The sequence below is a fragment of the Mycobacterium sp. 155 genome (genome assembly GCF_000373905.1).
GTDB lineage: Bacteria > Actinomycetota > Actinomycetes > Mycobacteriales > Mycobacteriaceae > Mycobacterium.
In genome coordinates this window covers 3,757,375-3,771,797 of record NZ_KB892705.1, presented here as the reverse complement: position 1 = coordinate 3,771,797, position 14,423 = coordinate 3,757,375, and the positions used below count along the sequence as shown (strand labels likewise).

The following is a 14,423-nucleotide window of genomic DNA, read 5'->3' as shown; positions in this document are numbered from 1 at the left end:
TGAACGACATCTTTTGTCACAGCCGCGTCAGGCGTCACAGTTTCACGCGGTCGAGCCCTGTGGACAGCACTGTGTACAAGCTGCGGGCGAACCACAGGATGAGTGGCGAGACGATCCACACAGCCCCGATTGTCCACAGCACCCGCTACGGTCCGACCCAAGTCTCCACAGCCGACTCACACCACGACACACCGGACATACAGCACATACACCGCGTGATCCCCAGATTCCACAATGCCTATTACTGTTACTCAAATATCTACTTAGAATTCTTCCTAGAAGAAGGCTGTTGGGGACACCCCTGATCGAGGGGCGCCTCACATGCCTCGACACCTGCTGATGTCACCCCGATCGATTAGCTTTCAACTTGATGCGGAAAGCTCTACGGTGGTTCTTCGACAACGGTTTCTTCGGCGTGCTTGCATGGCCTTACGCTGTGCAGCCCGGCCGGAAACCGTCGAATAGAGCTCATTGTGGGGATTATCGAAGGGGCGCATAGGACGTGTCGACGACTACGGCTGGGCTGACCGACCTGAAGTTTCGCGTGGTGCGCGAGGACTTCGCGGACGCGGTGGCCTGGGTGGCCCGTAACCTGCCGAGCCGGCCCACCATCCCGGTGCTGGCCGGTGTGCTGCTCACCGGTACCGATGACGGTCTGACCATCTCGGGATTCGACTACGAAGTTTCGGCCGAGGTCCGGGTTGCCGCCGAAATAGCTTCTCCGGGAAGCGTTTTGGTATCTGGTCGGCTGCTCTCCGATATCACCAAGGCGCTGCCGGGCAAGCCCGTCGACGTCAGCGTCGAGGGCACCCGCGCCGCCCTGACGTGCGGAAGTGCTCGGTTCTCCCTGCCGACGTTGGCAGTCGAGGACTACCCTGCGCTGCCCGCGCTACCCGACGAGACCGGTGTGGTCGCGGCCGACCTCTTTGCCGAGGCCATCGGACAGGTCGCGGTCGCTGCGGGCCGCGATGACACCTTGCCGATGCTGACTGGCATTCGCGTCGAAATCTCAGGCGAATCAGTAGTTTTGGCGGCTACCGACAGATTCCGGCTGGCAGTGCGGGAGCTGACCTGGGTGGCCACGGCGGCCGACGTCGAGACCGCGGTGTTGGTACCGGCCAAGACGCTGGCCGAGGCGGCCAAAGCCGGCACCGATGGCACCGAGGTGCACCTGTCGCTCGGATCCGGACCATCAGTCGGCAAAGACGGGTTGCTGGGCATTCGCAGCAATGGCAAGCGCAGCACCACGCGCCTGCTCGACGCGGAATTTCCGAAGTTCCGCCAGCTGCTGCCCACCGAGCACACGGCGGTAGCCACCATCGGCGTGGCGGAGCTGACCGAGGCCATCAAGCGCGTGGCGCTGGTGGCCGATCGGGGCGCGCAGATCCGCATGGAGTTCGCCGACGACGTGCTGCGCCTTTCGGCGGGCGCCGACGATGTCGGCAGGGCTGAAGAAGATCTTCCCGTGTCGTTCGTGGGTGAGCCGCTGACGATTGCGTTCAACCCGACATACCTGACCGACGGACTGGGCTCGTTGCGTTCAGAACGTGTGACATTCGGATTTACGACACCCAGCCGTCCCGCAGTGTTGCGCCCGGCGGGCGACGATGATGGAACCGGTGGAGGTGGCCCATTCCCGGCCGCCCACACCGATTACGTCTACCTGTTGATGCCGGTCCGCCTTCCTGGCTGACCGGCCCGACGAAAGAGGAACCCATATGCAATTGGGGTTGATCGGCCTGGGCAAGATGGGCTTCAACATGCGGGAGCGGCTCCGCGAGGGTGGCCACGAGGTCATCGGTTACGACCCGCGCCCCGAGGTCAGCGACGTGGCGAGCCTCACCGACCTGGCGGCCGCGTTGAGCGCGCCTCGCGTGGTGTGGGTCATGGTGCCGTCCGGAACGATTACGAACGACACCATCAAGTCGCTGGCTGATGTATTGAGCCCCGGCGATCTGGTGATAGACGGCGGCAACTCGCGTTACACCGATGATGAACTGCACGCGAAACTGTTGGGCGAGAAGGGTATTTCGTTCATCGACGCCGGGGTGTCCGGCGGCGTGTGGGGCTTGACCGAAGGCTACGGGCTGATGGTCGGTGGTAGCGATGCCGACGTGGCCAGGGCGATGCCGATCTTCGACACATTGCGGCCGGCCGGTGAGATCGCCGACGGATTCGTGCACGCCGGGCCGGTGGGCGCCGGGCATTACGCCAAGATGGTGCACAACGGTATCGAGTACGGGCTGATGCACGCCTACGCCGAAGGCTATGAACTGCTGGCTGCTGAGAAGCTCATCAAGAATCCACAGGCCGTCATCCAGGCTTGGACCAATGGCACAGTAGTGCGCTCGTGGTTGCAGGAGCTGCTGGCCAAGGCCCTCAAGGAAGATCCCGGTTTCGACGACATCACCGGCTACACAGAGGATTCCGGTGAAGGCAGGTGGACCGTCGAAGAGGCCATCCACCACCGGGTACCGATGCCGGTGATCGCCGCAGCGCTGTTCGCGCGGTTCGCCTCGAGGCAGGAGGACTCCCCCACCATGAAAGCGGTGGCAGCGCTGCGTAACCAGTTCGGTGGTCACGCGGTTCAGAGGATCAGCGAGTCCGGGTGATCCGGGAGGTATAGCCGTGTACGCCCGGCATCTGGCCCTGACCGATTTTCGGTCCTGGGCTCACGCCGATGTGGAGCTTGAGCCGGGCCGCACCGTGTTCGTCGGGCCGAATGGCTTTGGTAAGACGAACTTGATTGAGGCGCTGTGGTATTCGGCGACGCTCGGATCGCACCGCGTGTCCACCGATGCACCGTTGATCAGGTCGACCGCTGAGCGCGCCATCGTGTCGGCCATCGTCGTCAATGATGCGCGAGAACTGGCGGTCGATCTCGAGATCACCACCGGGAGGGCGAACAAGGCCCGGCTCAACCGCTCTCCGGTGCGGAGTCCGCGCGAAATCCTCGGTGTGCTGCGGGCTGTGTTGTTCAGTCCGGAGGATCTGGCGCTGGTTCGTGGCGATCCGAGTGAGCGGCGACGCTACCTCGATGAGCTCGCGACCACTTGTCGTCCGGCCATCGCCGGGGTGCGGGCCGACTACGACAAGGTGGTCAGGCAACGCACCGCATTGCTGAAAACCGCTGCGGCAGCGCGTTATCGCGGTGACAGTAATGTTCTGAGCACGCTCGAGGTCTGGGACGGGCATTTGGCCGCGCACGGTGCGGCACTCATCGCGGCGCGGGTGAAGCTCGTCGAGCAACTGCATCCCGAGGTGCAGAAGGCGTACCAACTGTTGGCGCCGTCGTCGCGCCCGGCGACCATCCGATATCGCAGTGCGATCGAAGCCATTGAAAATGCGCCCGGCCCGGAGACCGAAAAGTTCTACGAGGCTGCGCTGCTCGACGCACTGGCCCGGCGCCGTGACGCCGAACTGGAGCGCGGGGTGTGCCTCGTCGGCCCGCACCGTGACGATCTCGAGTTACGGCTCGGCGATCAGCCCGCGAAAGGCTTTGCCAGCCACGGTGAATCGTGGTCGATGGCGTTGGCGCTGCGGCTCGGGGCCTACGAATTGTTGCGTGCCGACGGCGCGGAGCCGGTGCTGCTACTGGATGACGTCTTTGCTGAGTTGGACGCGGCACGGCGGCGTGCGCTCGCCGGCGTCGCCGCCACTGCCGAACAGGTGCTCATCACCGCCGCGGTGGAGGAAGATATTCCAGAGGACGAGGATGTCCGCCGTATCGAGATCCGAATGATCGACGGTGAGGACGGCCGTATTTCGGTGGTGCAGCAATGAGTGACGATGATGCGGCTGAGGACGGTGCCACTGTCCCCCCGGAACACCTGGCCGGGCTGCGTGGGATGGACTTGGTTCGACGCACGCTCGAGGAGGCCCGCGGCGCGGCGCGCAGTCAAGGCAAGGATGTCGGCCGGGGCCGCACCGCACCAGTACGCCGCGTGGCCGGCGGTGCGCGGTCGCGGCGGAGCTGGTCGGGTCCCGGTCCTGACCGCCGGGATCCGCAGCTACTCGGCGTGGCATCGCAGGACCTCGCCAGATCCCGCGGTTGGTCGACACAGGTGTCCGAAGGTGCCGTGTTCGGACGGTGGCGCGCAGTGGTCGGGGACCAGATCGCCGATCATGCGAATCCCACCGGCCTCAACGACGGGGTATTGACGGTGTCGGCAGAGTCAACAGCGTGGGCGACCCAGCTACGGATGGTGCAGGCTCAGTTGCTGGCCAAGATTGCGGCTGCGGTGGGCGACGGTGTGGTGAAGTCTCTGAAAATCGTCGGTCCGGTGGGTCCGTCCTGGCGCAAGGGTCCGCGTAGCGTCCCCGGTCGCGGCCCGAGGGACACGTACGGCTGACAACCTGGGTGGCTTCCTCTCAGAGCCCCGAGACGGTGCCCGACGAGTTTCTGAGGCGTCCCCACGCACCTGGAGTCGTGAAATTCCGCGCACGGCGCATACAGATAGGTGAAAACCGCGCCGTAGGACCGGTGCTGCCGTCGGTTGACGGTAGACTGTCTCAGGATCTGAGGTGGTGTATTCACCGCCTCCCGTGAACCCCAAGGAGACGCGTCCGACGTGGCTGCCCAAGATCAGTACGGTGCCGATTCGATCAAGGTGCTCGAGGGCCTCGAAGCGGTGCGCAAACGTCCCGGGATGTATATCGGTTCCACCGGTGAACGCGGTCTGCACCACCTGGTGTGGGAGGTTGTCGACAACGCCGTTGATGAGGCGATGGCTGGCTTCGCGACCAAGGTCGACGTGCGAATCCTCGGTGACGGCGGGGTTCAGGTCACCGACGACGGACGTGGCATCCCGGTTGCGATGCACGCCACGGGTGTCCCCACCGTGGATGTCGTGATGACAGTCCTGCACGCAGGTGGAAAGTTCGAAGAAGGCGCCTACCAGGTGTCCGGCGGTCTGCACGGTGTCGGTGTCTCCGTCGTCAACGCACTGTCCACGCGGCTGGAAGCCGACATCCGGCGCGACGGCTATGAATGGTTCCAGACTTACGCGAACTCGGTTCCCGGCACTCTCAAACAGGGTGACAAGACCAACAAGACGGGCACCACCATTCGCTTCTGGGCGGATCCGAACGTCTTCGAGACCACTGACTACGACTTCGAGACCATCGCCCGGCGGCTGCAGGAGATGGCGTTTCTGAACAAAGGTCTGACCATCGAGTTGACCGACGAGCGGGTCACCTCGGAGGAGGTCGTCGACGAGGTCGTCTCCGACATGGCCGCCGCTCCGAAAAGCGCCGACGAGAAGGCAGCCGAGGCGACTGCACCGAACAAGGTCAAGCACCGCACATTCCACTACCCCGGCGGCCTGGTCGACTTCGTCAAGCACATCAACCGGACCAAGACCGCGATCCAGCCCAGTGTCATCGATTTCGACGGCAAGGGCGAAGGACACGAGGTCGAGATCGCGATGCAGTGGAACGCGGGTTATTCGGAATCGGTGCACACCTTCGCCAACACGATCAACACCCACGAGGGCGGCACGCACGAGGAAGGCTTCCGCTCGGCGTTGACGAGCGTGGTAAACAAGTACGCCAAGGACAAGAAGCTCCTCAAAGACAAGGATCCGAACCTCACCGGTGACGACATCCGTGAGGGCTTGGCCGCGGTGATCTCGGTCAAGGTGGCCCAGCCGCAGTTCGAGGGTCAGACCAAGACCAAGCTGGGCAACACCGAGGTCAAGTCGTTCGTACAGAAGATCTGCAACGAGCAGCTGACGCACTGGTTCGAGGCTAATCCGGCTGAAGCCAAAACCGTTGTGAACAAAGCGGTTTCCTCAGCGCAGGCGCGAATCGCCGCGCGCAAGGCGCGAGAGCTGGTGCGGCGCAAGAGCGCTACCGACATCGGCGGCCTGCCCGGCAAGCTGGCGGACTGCCGTTCCACCGATCCACAAAAATCGGAACTGTATGTGGTGGAGGGTGATTCGGCCGGTGGCTCGGCCAAGAGTGGCCGGGATTCGATGTTCCAGGCGATCCTGCCGCTACGCGGCAAGATCATCAATGTCGAGAAGGCCCGGATCGACCGGGTTCTGAAGAACACCGAAGTCCAGGCCATCATCACCGCACTCGGCACCGGCATCCACGACGAGTTCGACATCTCCAAATTGCGTTACTACAAAATTGTTCTGATGGCCGACGCCGACGTGGACGGCCAGCACATCTCGACGCTGCTGCTGACCTTGTTGTTCCGGTTTATGAAGCCGCTGGTGGAAAACGGGCACATCTTCCTGGCCCAGCCGCCGCTGTACAAGCTGAAATGGCAGCGTCAAGAGCCGGAGTTCGCTTACTCCGACCGCGAGCGTGACGGCTTGCTCGAGGCTGGCCTTGCCGCGGGGAAGAAGATCAACAAGGACGACGGCATCCAGCGCTACAAAGGCCTCGGCGAGATGGACGCCAAGGAGCTATGGGAAACCACCATGGACCCCGCCGTCCGGGTGTTGCGTCAGGTGACGCTCGACGACGCCGCGGCGGCCGACGAACTGTTCTCGATCCTGATGGGTGAAGATGTCGAGGCCCGGCGCAGCTTCATCACCCGCAATGCCAAGGACGTCCGCTTCCTCGATGTCTGATATGCGTCGAAAAACGAGCTACACCAAGGTGACCGGCAATGTATTCCCAGGAGCCACAGCACATTGTGCTGGGTTCGATTTCAGTAGATAGCTCGCCGCGAGGAGGACCGCCATGGCCTACCCGGGTCAACCATCGGGAATCGGTGATCCGATAGCCGTTCAGCCGGTTGCGCACGATCTGACGGCCCCAGCTGGTCTGGGCGTTACCGCGTTGGCCGTCATCGGTTTTGGGATGCAGGCCGGCCCGGTATACACCGGTAAGAGTGCTGCGGCACTGGCCGGTCAACCTATTGCCACGTGGGTCGGGACAGGCACGCTCGCTCTACTTTTCGCCGGTTTGCTGGCTATCCCTGGAACCAAGGTCCCCGCAACCCATTACCGCATCGTCGCCGCGGTGTTGTCGGCGTTCGGTTTCTTGGCGGTCGTGATGGGCCTGGTGAAGCGCCCGGTGGAGACCGAGATCGGTTGGGCGCTCATCGTCATCGCGGTGCTGGCCCTGGCACAGACCGTGGTGGCTGTACTCGCTGTGCGAGCCACCAAGTCGCTGTCCGAACAACCGTCTCAGCGTCTACGGAAACAACACCCGCCTGCTCGCCGCGACATGGGCGAGGTGACGACTCGCTTCGGGGTGAGTGGCCCGTCACCGCGGAGCGTGCCGCATGAATACGGTCAACAGGGTGGTCACGGTGTCCCGCAACAGGCGCCGCCGTCCGGATACCGCGAACATCCGGACTTTGTCCCGCCCTCATCTCCGGGAGGAGGAGCACAGCCCGCCAGGCCGGCGCCGACACACGAGACTCCTGGAGGGTGGCGGCGGAACATGCCACCGCTCCCCGATCGGTGGCAATCCGGTGATGCCGGGCCCGATCCCAGCCGCAACTATCCGCGCGGCGAGGGACCGCCACCGGGCGGGTAGAGACCGCTCGATATAACGGAGTTCGTCGGCCGGCGCGACTATCGACACCCTGCCGAGGCCGGCGGCAGCTGGGCCTTCTGACGACACTGCCCCGACGCGTCTCGGGGTGCTGAGCTGCAGACCAACTAGACTTTAAAGGTTGCCCGAGGTTGCTTTTGTCGCCCGGGCGTGCCGTGACGAACGAGGATTAGATGACAGACACCACGTTGCCGCCTGGCGACGGCGCCTCAGACCGCGTCGAACCGGTTGACATTCAGCAGGAGATGCAGCGCAGCTACATCGACTACGCCATGAGCGTGATCGTCGGCCGCGCGCTGCCGGAGGTGCGCGACGGTCTCAAGCCGGTGCACCGCCGGGTGCTCTACGCCATGTATGACTCCGGCTTCCGGCCGGACCGCAGTCATGCCAAGTCCGCACGTTCGGTCGCCGAGACGATGGGTAACTATCACCCGCACGGTGACGCGTCGATCTACGACACCCTGGTCCGGATGGCCCAGCCGTGGTCGTTGCGCTACCCACTGGTCGACGGCCAGGGCAACTTCGGCTCGCCGGGTAACGACCCGCCGGCCGCCATGAGGTACTGCATCACTGGTGATGCGCTCGTGCGCCTGCCGATGGGTCACTCGGTGCGTATCGCTGATGTTGTGCCCGCGGCGCGGCCGAACACCGAGCACGTGATCGATCTCAAGGTTGTCGATCGGCACGGTAATCCGGTATTGGCGGATCGGCTCTTCCATTCGGGTGAGCATCAGGCATACAGGGTGAGGACGACCGAGGGATACACAGTCACGGGGACGAGCAACCACCCACTGCTGTGCCTCGTCGACGTTGCTGGCGTGCCGACACTCCTGTGGAAACTGATCGAAGAGATCCGTCCCGGGGACCGGGTGGCGATTCAGCGCACGCCGCCTGCTGAGTTCGGTGCTGCCGACTGGTACGAAACCCTGGAAGCACTGCTGCTGGGCGCCTTTATCAGTGAAGGTTTCGTATCCGAGAGTCGGGCGGGTTTCAATAATCTCGACCGAGATTTCTTCGAAATCGTTGTTGCCGCCTATGACGCTGTCGTGGGCGGACCGAGATATGTGTCGTCGCGGACTATTGCGTCAGGGTCGACACTGCACGAGCTCGACGTGCATAACTTGCAGGCGCTCAAGGCCTCCCGGCTTAGCGACATGATTGGCCAGCGATCGGCAGACAAGGCCGTACCGGAATGGTTGTGGCACTCGGCGACAGTGGTCAAGCGCGCCTTCCTTCAGGCGCTCTTCGAAGGCGACGGATCGTGCTCGGCGTTGCCGCGCAACACGATCCAGGTCTCCTATTCGACGCGTAGTGACCAGCTCGCCAAGGACGTCCAGCAGATGCTGCTGGAGTTCGGTGTTGTGTCGAGTCGTTATCGGCATGCCACCGGTGAGTACAAGGTCGCGATCACTAACCGTGCGCAGGCGGAGCTGTTTGCCACACAGATCGGCTTCGGTGGTGTGAAGCAGACCAAGCTGCAGCGAATCCTGTCGGCGCTGCCTGCCGCGGCCAAGGGCCGCGACGGCGACCACGTGCCGGGTCTTGGTGAGTTCATCCGCACCCATGGTGGAGGTCGCTGGGCTGACAAGGAGTGGCTGCGCAAGCACAACATCGATCGGCTCGATCGGTGGCGGCGAAATGGTGCCGAGATCCTTTCGCATATAGCCGATCCCGACGTTCGTGCCATCGCAACGGAGCTGACTGACGGCCGCTTCTATTACGCCCGGGTCGAATCGGTGACCGACGCAGGTGTGCAGCCCGTGTACAGCCTGCGCGTCGATACCGAAGACCACGCGTTCATTACCAACGGGTTCGTCAGTCACAACACCGAAGCCCGGCTGACACCGTTGGCTATGGAGATGCTGCGTGAAATCGACGAGGAAACAGTCGATTTCATCCCGAACTACGACGGCCGGGTGCAGGAACCGACGGTTCTGCCGAGCCGGTTCCCCAACCTGCTGGCCAACGGTTCGGGCGGTATCGCCGTCGGTATGGCCACTAACATCCCGCCGCACAACCTGCGCGAGCTGGCCGAGGCGGTGTACTGGTGCCTGGAGAACCACGAGGCCGATGAAGAAGCCACGCTGGCCGCGGTGTGCGAGCGGGTCAAAGGGCCCGACTTCCCCACTGCCGGTTTGATTGTCGGCTCGCAGGGGATCGAGGACACTTATAAGACGGGCCGCGGTTCGGTCCGGATGCGCGGTGTGGTCGAGATCGAGGAAGACTCCCGTGGGCGCACCTCGATCGTCATTACCGAGCTGCCGTATCAGGTCAACCACGACAACTTCATCACCTCGATCGCCGAGCAGGTGCGCGACGGCAAGCTGGCCGGCATCTCCAACATTGAGGACCAGGGCAGCGATCGTGTCGGCATCCGAATTGTGGTGGAGCTCAAGCGCGATGCCGTCGCCAAGGTCGTGCTGAACAACCTCTATAAGCACACTCAGCTACAGACCAGTTTCGGTGCCAACATGCTGTCGATCGTCGACGGTGTGCCGCGCACCCTGCGGTTGGATCAGCTGATCCGGCTGTACGTGGACCATCAGCTCGACGTCATCAACCGGCGCACCCGCTACCGGTTGCGGAAGGCCAACGAGCGGGCCCATATCCTGCGTGGTCTGGTCAAGGCGCTCGACGCTCTCGACGAGGTCATCGCCTTGATCCGGGCGTCGGCCAATGCCGATGTCGCCCGGGCCGGCTTGATGGAGCTCCTGGATGTCGACGAGATCCAGGCCCAGGCCATCTTGGACATGCAGCTGCGGCGGTTGGCTGCTCTGGAACGTCAACGCATCGTCGATGATCTGGCCAAGATCGAAGCCGAGATCGCGGACCTCGAAGACATTCTGGCCAAGCCCGAGCGGCAGCGCGCCATCGTCCGCGACGAGCTCGCTGAGATCGTCGAGAAGCACGGCGACGACCGTCGCACCCGGATCGTCCCCGCCGATGGCGAGGTCAGCGATGAGGACCTGATTGCCCGCGAGGACGTGGTCGTCACGATCACCGAGACCGGGTACGCCAAGCGCACCAAAACCGACCTGTACCGAAGCCAGAAGCGCGGCGGCAAGGGCGTGCAGGGCGCCGGGCTCAAGGCCGACGACATCGTCAACCACTTCTTCGTCTGCTCGACGCACGACTGGATCCTGTTCTTCACCACGCAGGGTCGGGTGTATCGGGCCAAGGCCTATGAACTGCCGGAGGCCTTGCGTACCGCGCGTGGCCAGCATGTGGCGAACCTGCTGGCGTTCCAGCCCGAAGAGCGCATTGCTCAGGTCATTCAGATCAAGAGCTATGAAGATGAGCCATATCTCGTGCTGGCCACCCGCAACGGCTTGGTGAAGAAGTCCAAGCTCACCGACTTCGACTCGAATCGTTCCGGTGGCATCGTCGCGGTGAATCTGCGCGACGGCGACGAGCTGGTCGGTGCCGTGCTGTGTTCGGCCGATGACGACCTGTTGTTGGTCAGTGCCAACGGGCAGTCGATCCGGTTCTCGGCCACCGACGAGGCGCTGCGGCCGATGGGCCGCGCCACCTCCGGTGTCCAGGGCATGCGATTCAACGAGGACGACCGCTTGCTGTCCCTCAACGTGGTTCAGCCCGACACGTATCTGCTGGTAGCGACGTCGGGCGGGTACGCCAAGCGCACCGCGATCGAGGAGTACACGGTCCAGGGCCGGGGTGGCAAGGGCATCCTGACGATCCAGTACGACCGTCGGCGTGGCAACCTTGTCGGAGCGCTTATCGTCGACGACGAGACCGAGCTGTATGCCATCACCTCAGGCGGGGGCGTCATCAGGACCGCGGCCCGTCAGGTTCGCAAGGCCGGGCGGCAAACCAAGGGGGTCCGCTTGATGAACCTGGGCGAGGGCGACACACTGATTGCGATTGCGCGCAATGCCGAGGAGGAACCGGATGCGGAAGAAGCCGAGTCCGCCGAGTCTTCCGAGACATGACGCAGCCGCCGAGGCACACCTGGCCCTCGGCCTGAGCTTAGGAGCTGTTAGGTGACTTCACCGAGCGAGCCGGGGTACCCGCGTACGGGCGACCGGTCCGGCAGCAGTACCAACGGCTCAGGATCCGAGGGCGGGAGCGTCGGCAACGTGCCCCGGCCGACGGGCAACATCACCGAGACCGGTGAGGTGCCACCGTGGGAGCGGGGCACAGCTGCCCGGCCCGCTCAGCAGCCTGCCGAACCGCATCAGGACGGCGACCGCACTCCGGCAGGGCACTCCCCCGGCGTCGAGGCCCGGCTGCAGCGGTTCGTCTCGGGCGGTGATACGGCCGAAGTCGAACCGCCCCGGTCGCGTCCGGAACCGTCGCGTCCCGAACCGTCGCGTCCCGAGCCGTCGCGCGCCGAAGCGACCCGCGCCGAAGTGTCGCGTCCCGAGCCGGTCCGCACCGAGGCGTATGCCAGCGAGTTACCGGACCTGTCCGGGCCGACACCGCGGCCCCCGCAACGCAAGGCTGCTGAGGCATCGTCGTCGCTACATTCGTCGTCCTCGGGCGCGTCGGGCCGCATCCAAGTGGCCAGCCGCACGTCGACAAAGGGACCCATCCGGGCCAGCATGCAGATCCGCCGCGTCGACCCGTGGACGGTGCTCAAGGTGGCCCTGGTGCTGTCCTCGGCGCTGTTTTTTGTGTGGATGATCGCGGTGGCGTTCCTCTACGTCGTGCTCGGCGGCATGGGGGTGTGGAGCAAGCTCAACAGCAACGTCGGTGACCTGCTGACCAGCAGTGGCGGCAACGCCGGCGGTGAGCTGGTCTCCGCCGGCACAATCTTCGGCGGCGCGACACTGATCGGCCTGGTGAACATCGTCGTCATGACGGCGATGGCCACCATCGGCGCGTTCGTCTACAACCTCACCACCGACCTGGTCGGCGGCGTGGAGGTGACGCTCGCCGACCGTGACTGACGGTCGGCCGACCAGCCCAAATCAACCGGTTTGGGAGACCGGGCATCGGTACGGTAATCTCGTCGCTCGGTCGTCCCCAATACGGGCCTATAGCTCAGGCGGTTAGAGCGCTTCGCTGATAACGAAGAGGTCGGAGGTTCGAGTCCTCCTAGGCCCACGAAACCGGCACTGCCGGTCGTGTCGGTACTGGCCAACCGGAGGTCCACCATGAAGCTGGTGTTGGCACTCGCGGTGGCGGTTGTGGCGGGAATCGTGTGGCGATCCCGGCATAGCGCGGAGGTGTGGCACCAGGCGGCACAGCCGTCCTGATCCAGGCACGGGGCCTTAGCTCAGTTGGTAGAGCGCTGCCTTTGCAAGGCAGATGTCAGGAGTTCGAATCTCCTAGGCTCCACTTTTAATTGCGCCGTCGTCGGCCTATGTCCTGCACCTCCCGATAATCGCCATTCGATGGAGCCTGTTCGACGATCTGCCGCACCTGGTCTTGAACTGGCACCCCTGCCGTCTCCCGATCAACCCACATCGCCCCATCGGTTATCTGGGTAGTGGTCGTCGCTACGCCGGAATATACCCCATGGGGTATATGTTCCTACTGGTGTCACGTTCTATCGGAAGGATTCACCACGATGACCATCGCAGAGACGCCAAGCCCCGTAACCGCCATGCCCCGCATCGGAGACCATGCTCCGGCGTTCACCGCCGTCACAACGCAGGGTCAGATCAACTTTCCCGTCGACTACGCCGGCAAGTGGGTCATCCTGTTTTCGCATCCGGCGGACTTCACCCCGGTGTGCACCAGCGAGTTCATGACCTTCGCCGCCATGCAGCAGCAATTCGCGGACTACAACACGGAACTGGTGGGCTTGTCGGTGGACGGTCTCTACAGTCACATCGCCTGGTTGCGCACGATCAAGGACAAGATCGCGTTCCGCGACATGCGAGATGTCGAGGTCACATTCCCGCTCATCGAGGACATTTCGATGGAGGTCGCGCGGAAATACGGGATGATCATGCCCGGCGAGGACTCCGCCAAGGCGGTGCGTGCAGTGTTTGTCATCGACCCGAAGGGGATCGTCCGCGCGATCATCTACTACCCGCTCAGCCTCGGCCGTAACTTCGACGAGTTGCTGCGCGTGGTCAAGGCCCTGCAAACAGCCGACCACTTCGATGTCGCGATGCCGGCCGACTGGCGTCCCGGCGAGCCGGTGATCGTGCCCCCACCAGGTTCGTGCGGGACCGCACAGGAACGGATGGGTGGTCAGACCGAAGGTGTCGAATGCGCGGACTGGTTCTTCTGCACCAAGGAGCTCTCCGCCGTCGACGTCGAGTCCGCCATCCGCGCTGACGGCCACGCCTAGCGAGAGGAGAGCCTCATGTGTTACCCCGTGCGGTGCGCAATATGCGGTAAGACCGGCTGGGCGGGCTGTGGTCAGCACGTCGACAGTGTCATGGCCGATGTTCCTGAGGACCAACGATGCACCTGCTCAGAGGTCCCTGACGACGATCCACGCGACTTCGTACGCAGGGATCGCGTCAAAGTGGCCGGCAACAAGTAATCCGGCGTCGAATTGGGTGTTCGACTCCGCCGCTACGGCTTGGGCGAGACTTCCACGCTCGGCGGTAGCGTCGCGGGCGGCTCGGGCCGCTTGGTACGGCGCACGACGGAGAAGGCCACCGCTCCCCCGGCCAGCACCGCAGCGGCGACCCCGGCGATGAGCCAGGGTCGACGCCGGCACTTGGACTTCGACTTGGCCGGGACCGCGTCGGCGAGAACGTCGGGCAGCGCCTCTTCCAGCCTCTCCGCCACCGCCGCCAGCTGATGGCGCAGCTGGCCGTCCTGGTAGCGCCTGCGCGCACTTGTTCCTGCTGCCACGGCCGCCTGCAGGCATAACCCCACAACACCCCGGGAGACGTCGACGGAGCCCATCGCGGAGTACTTCAGGCCACGCGCCAGTCGTTGATTGGGGGCCAGCCGGTCGTCGGTCGTAGCGGTCATCT

Annotated in this window: 10 protein-coding genes and 2 tRNA genes; 11 read left to right on the top strand and 1 reads right to left on the bottom strand. The window is 64.0% G+C overall.

The features are described from left to right. The first annotated feature begins 502 nt into the window (after positions 1–502). The 11 genes from dnaN to B133_RS0117845 all read left to right on the top strand — a co-directional run bounded on the left by dnaN (position 503) and on the right by B133_RS0117845 (position 13,783). A complete protein-coding gene (gene dnaN, locus B133_RS0117900) occupies positions 503–1,693 on the top strand; it encodes a DNA polymerase III subunit beta (RefSeq protein WP_018602987.1) in 1,191 nt (396 codons plus the stop codon). A gap of 25 nt (positions 1,694–1,718) precedes the next feature. Continuing rightward, on the top strand, positions 1,719–2,612 hold the full coding sequence (gene gnd, locus B133_RS0117895; RefSeq protein ID WP_018602986.1) for a phosphogluconate dehydrogenase (NAD(+)-dependent, decarboxylating): 894 nt from the start codon (positions 1,719–1,721) through the stop codon (positions 2,610–2,612). 16 nt (positions 2,613–2,628) lie between these two features. Further along, positions 2,629–3,783, top strand: a complete 1,155-nt coding sequence (gene recF, locus B133_RS0117890) for a DNA replication/repair protein RecF (protein ID WP_018602983.1) — start codon at positions 2,629–2,631, stop codon at positions 3,781–3,783. Continuing rightward, positions 3,780–4,352, top strand: coding sequence for a DUF721 family protein (locus B133_RS0117885; protein WP_018602981.1), 573 nt, complete (start codon positions 3,780–3,782; stop codon positions 4,350–4,352). The genes recF and B133_RS0117885 overlap by 4 nt, the downstream gene beginning before the upstream one ends. 219 nt (positions 4,353–4,571) lie before the next feature. Beyond that, positions 4,572–6,584, top strand: coding sequence for a DNA topoisomerase (ATP-hydrolyzing) subunit B (gene gyrB, locus B133_RS0117880; protein ID WP_018602979.1), 2,013 nt, complete (start codon positions 4,572–4,574; stop codon positions 6,582–6,584). A 112-nt stretch (positions 6,585–6,696) separates the two neighbouring features. Next, positions 6,697–7,500: a DUF5336 domain-containing protein gene (locus B133_RS0117875; RefSeq protein ID WP_018602977.1), complete on the top strand. Its 804-nt coding sequence runs from the start codon at positions 6,697–6,699 to the stop codon at positions 7,498–7,500. A gap of 191 nt (positions 7,501–7,691) precedes the next feature. Then, positions 7,692–11,468 carry an intein-containing DNA gyrase subunit A gene (gyrA, locus tag B133_RS0117870; protein WP_018602975.1) on the top strand — a complete coding sequence of 1,259 codons (3,777 nt, stop codon included), beginning with the start codon at positions 7,692–7,694 and terminating at the stop codon, positions 11,466–11,468. A gap of 51 nt (positions 11,469–11,519) precedes the next feature. Beyond that, complete coding sequence (locus B133_RS0117865; RefSeq protein WP_026256572.1) at positions 11,520–12,428, top strand: DUF3566 domain-containing protein; 909 nt, start codon at positions 11,520–11,522, stop codon at positions 12,426–12,428. Positions 12,429–12,511: 83 nt separating this feature from the next. Next, positions 12,512–12,585: transfer RNA gene (locus B133_RS0117860), tRNA-Ile, on the top strand. 161 nt (positions 12,586–12,746) lie between these two features. After that, positions 12,747–12,819 (top strand) — tRNA-Ala (locus tag B133_RS0117850). 232 nt (positions 12,820–13,051) lie between these two features. Further along, a complete protein-coding gene (locus B133_RS0117845; RefSeq protein ID WP_026256571.1) occupies positions 13,052–13,783 on the top strand; it encodes a peroxiredoxin in 732 nt (243 codons plus the stop codon). 230 nt (positions 13,784–14,013) lie between these two features. Here the strand turns inward: B133_RS0117845 and cwsA are convergent, their stop codons facing one another. Continuing rightward, positions 14,014–14,421 carry a cell wall synthesis protein CwsA gene (gene cwsA, locus B133_RS0117840; RefSeq protein ID WP_018602967.1) on the bottom strand — a complete coding sequence of 136 codons (408 nt, stop codon included), beginning with the start codon at positions 14,419–14,421 and terminating at the stop codon, positions 14,014–14,016. Between the last annotated feature and the right edge of the window lie 2 nt (positions 14,422–14,423).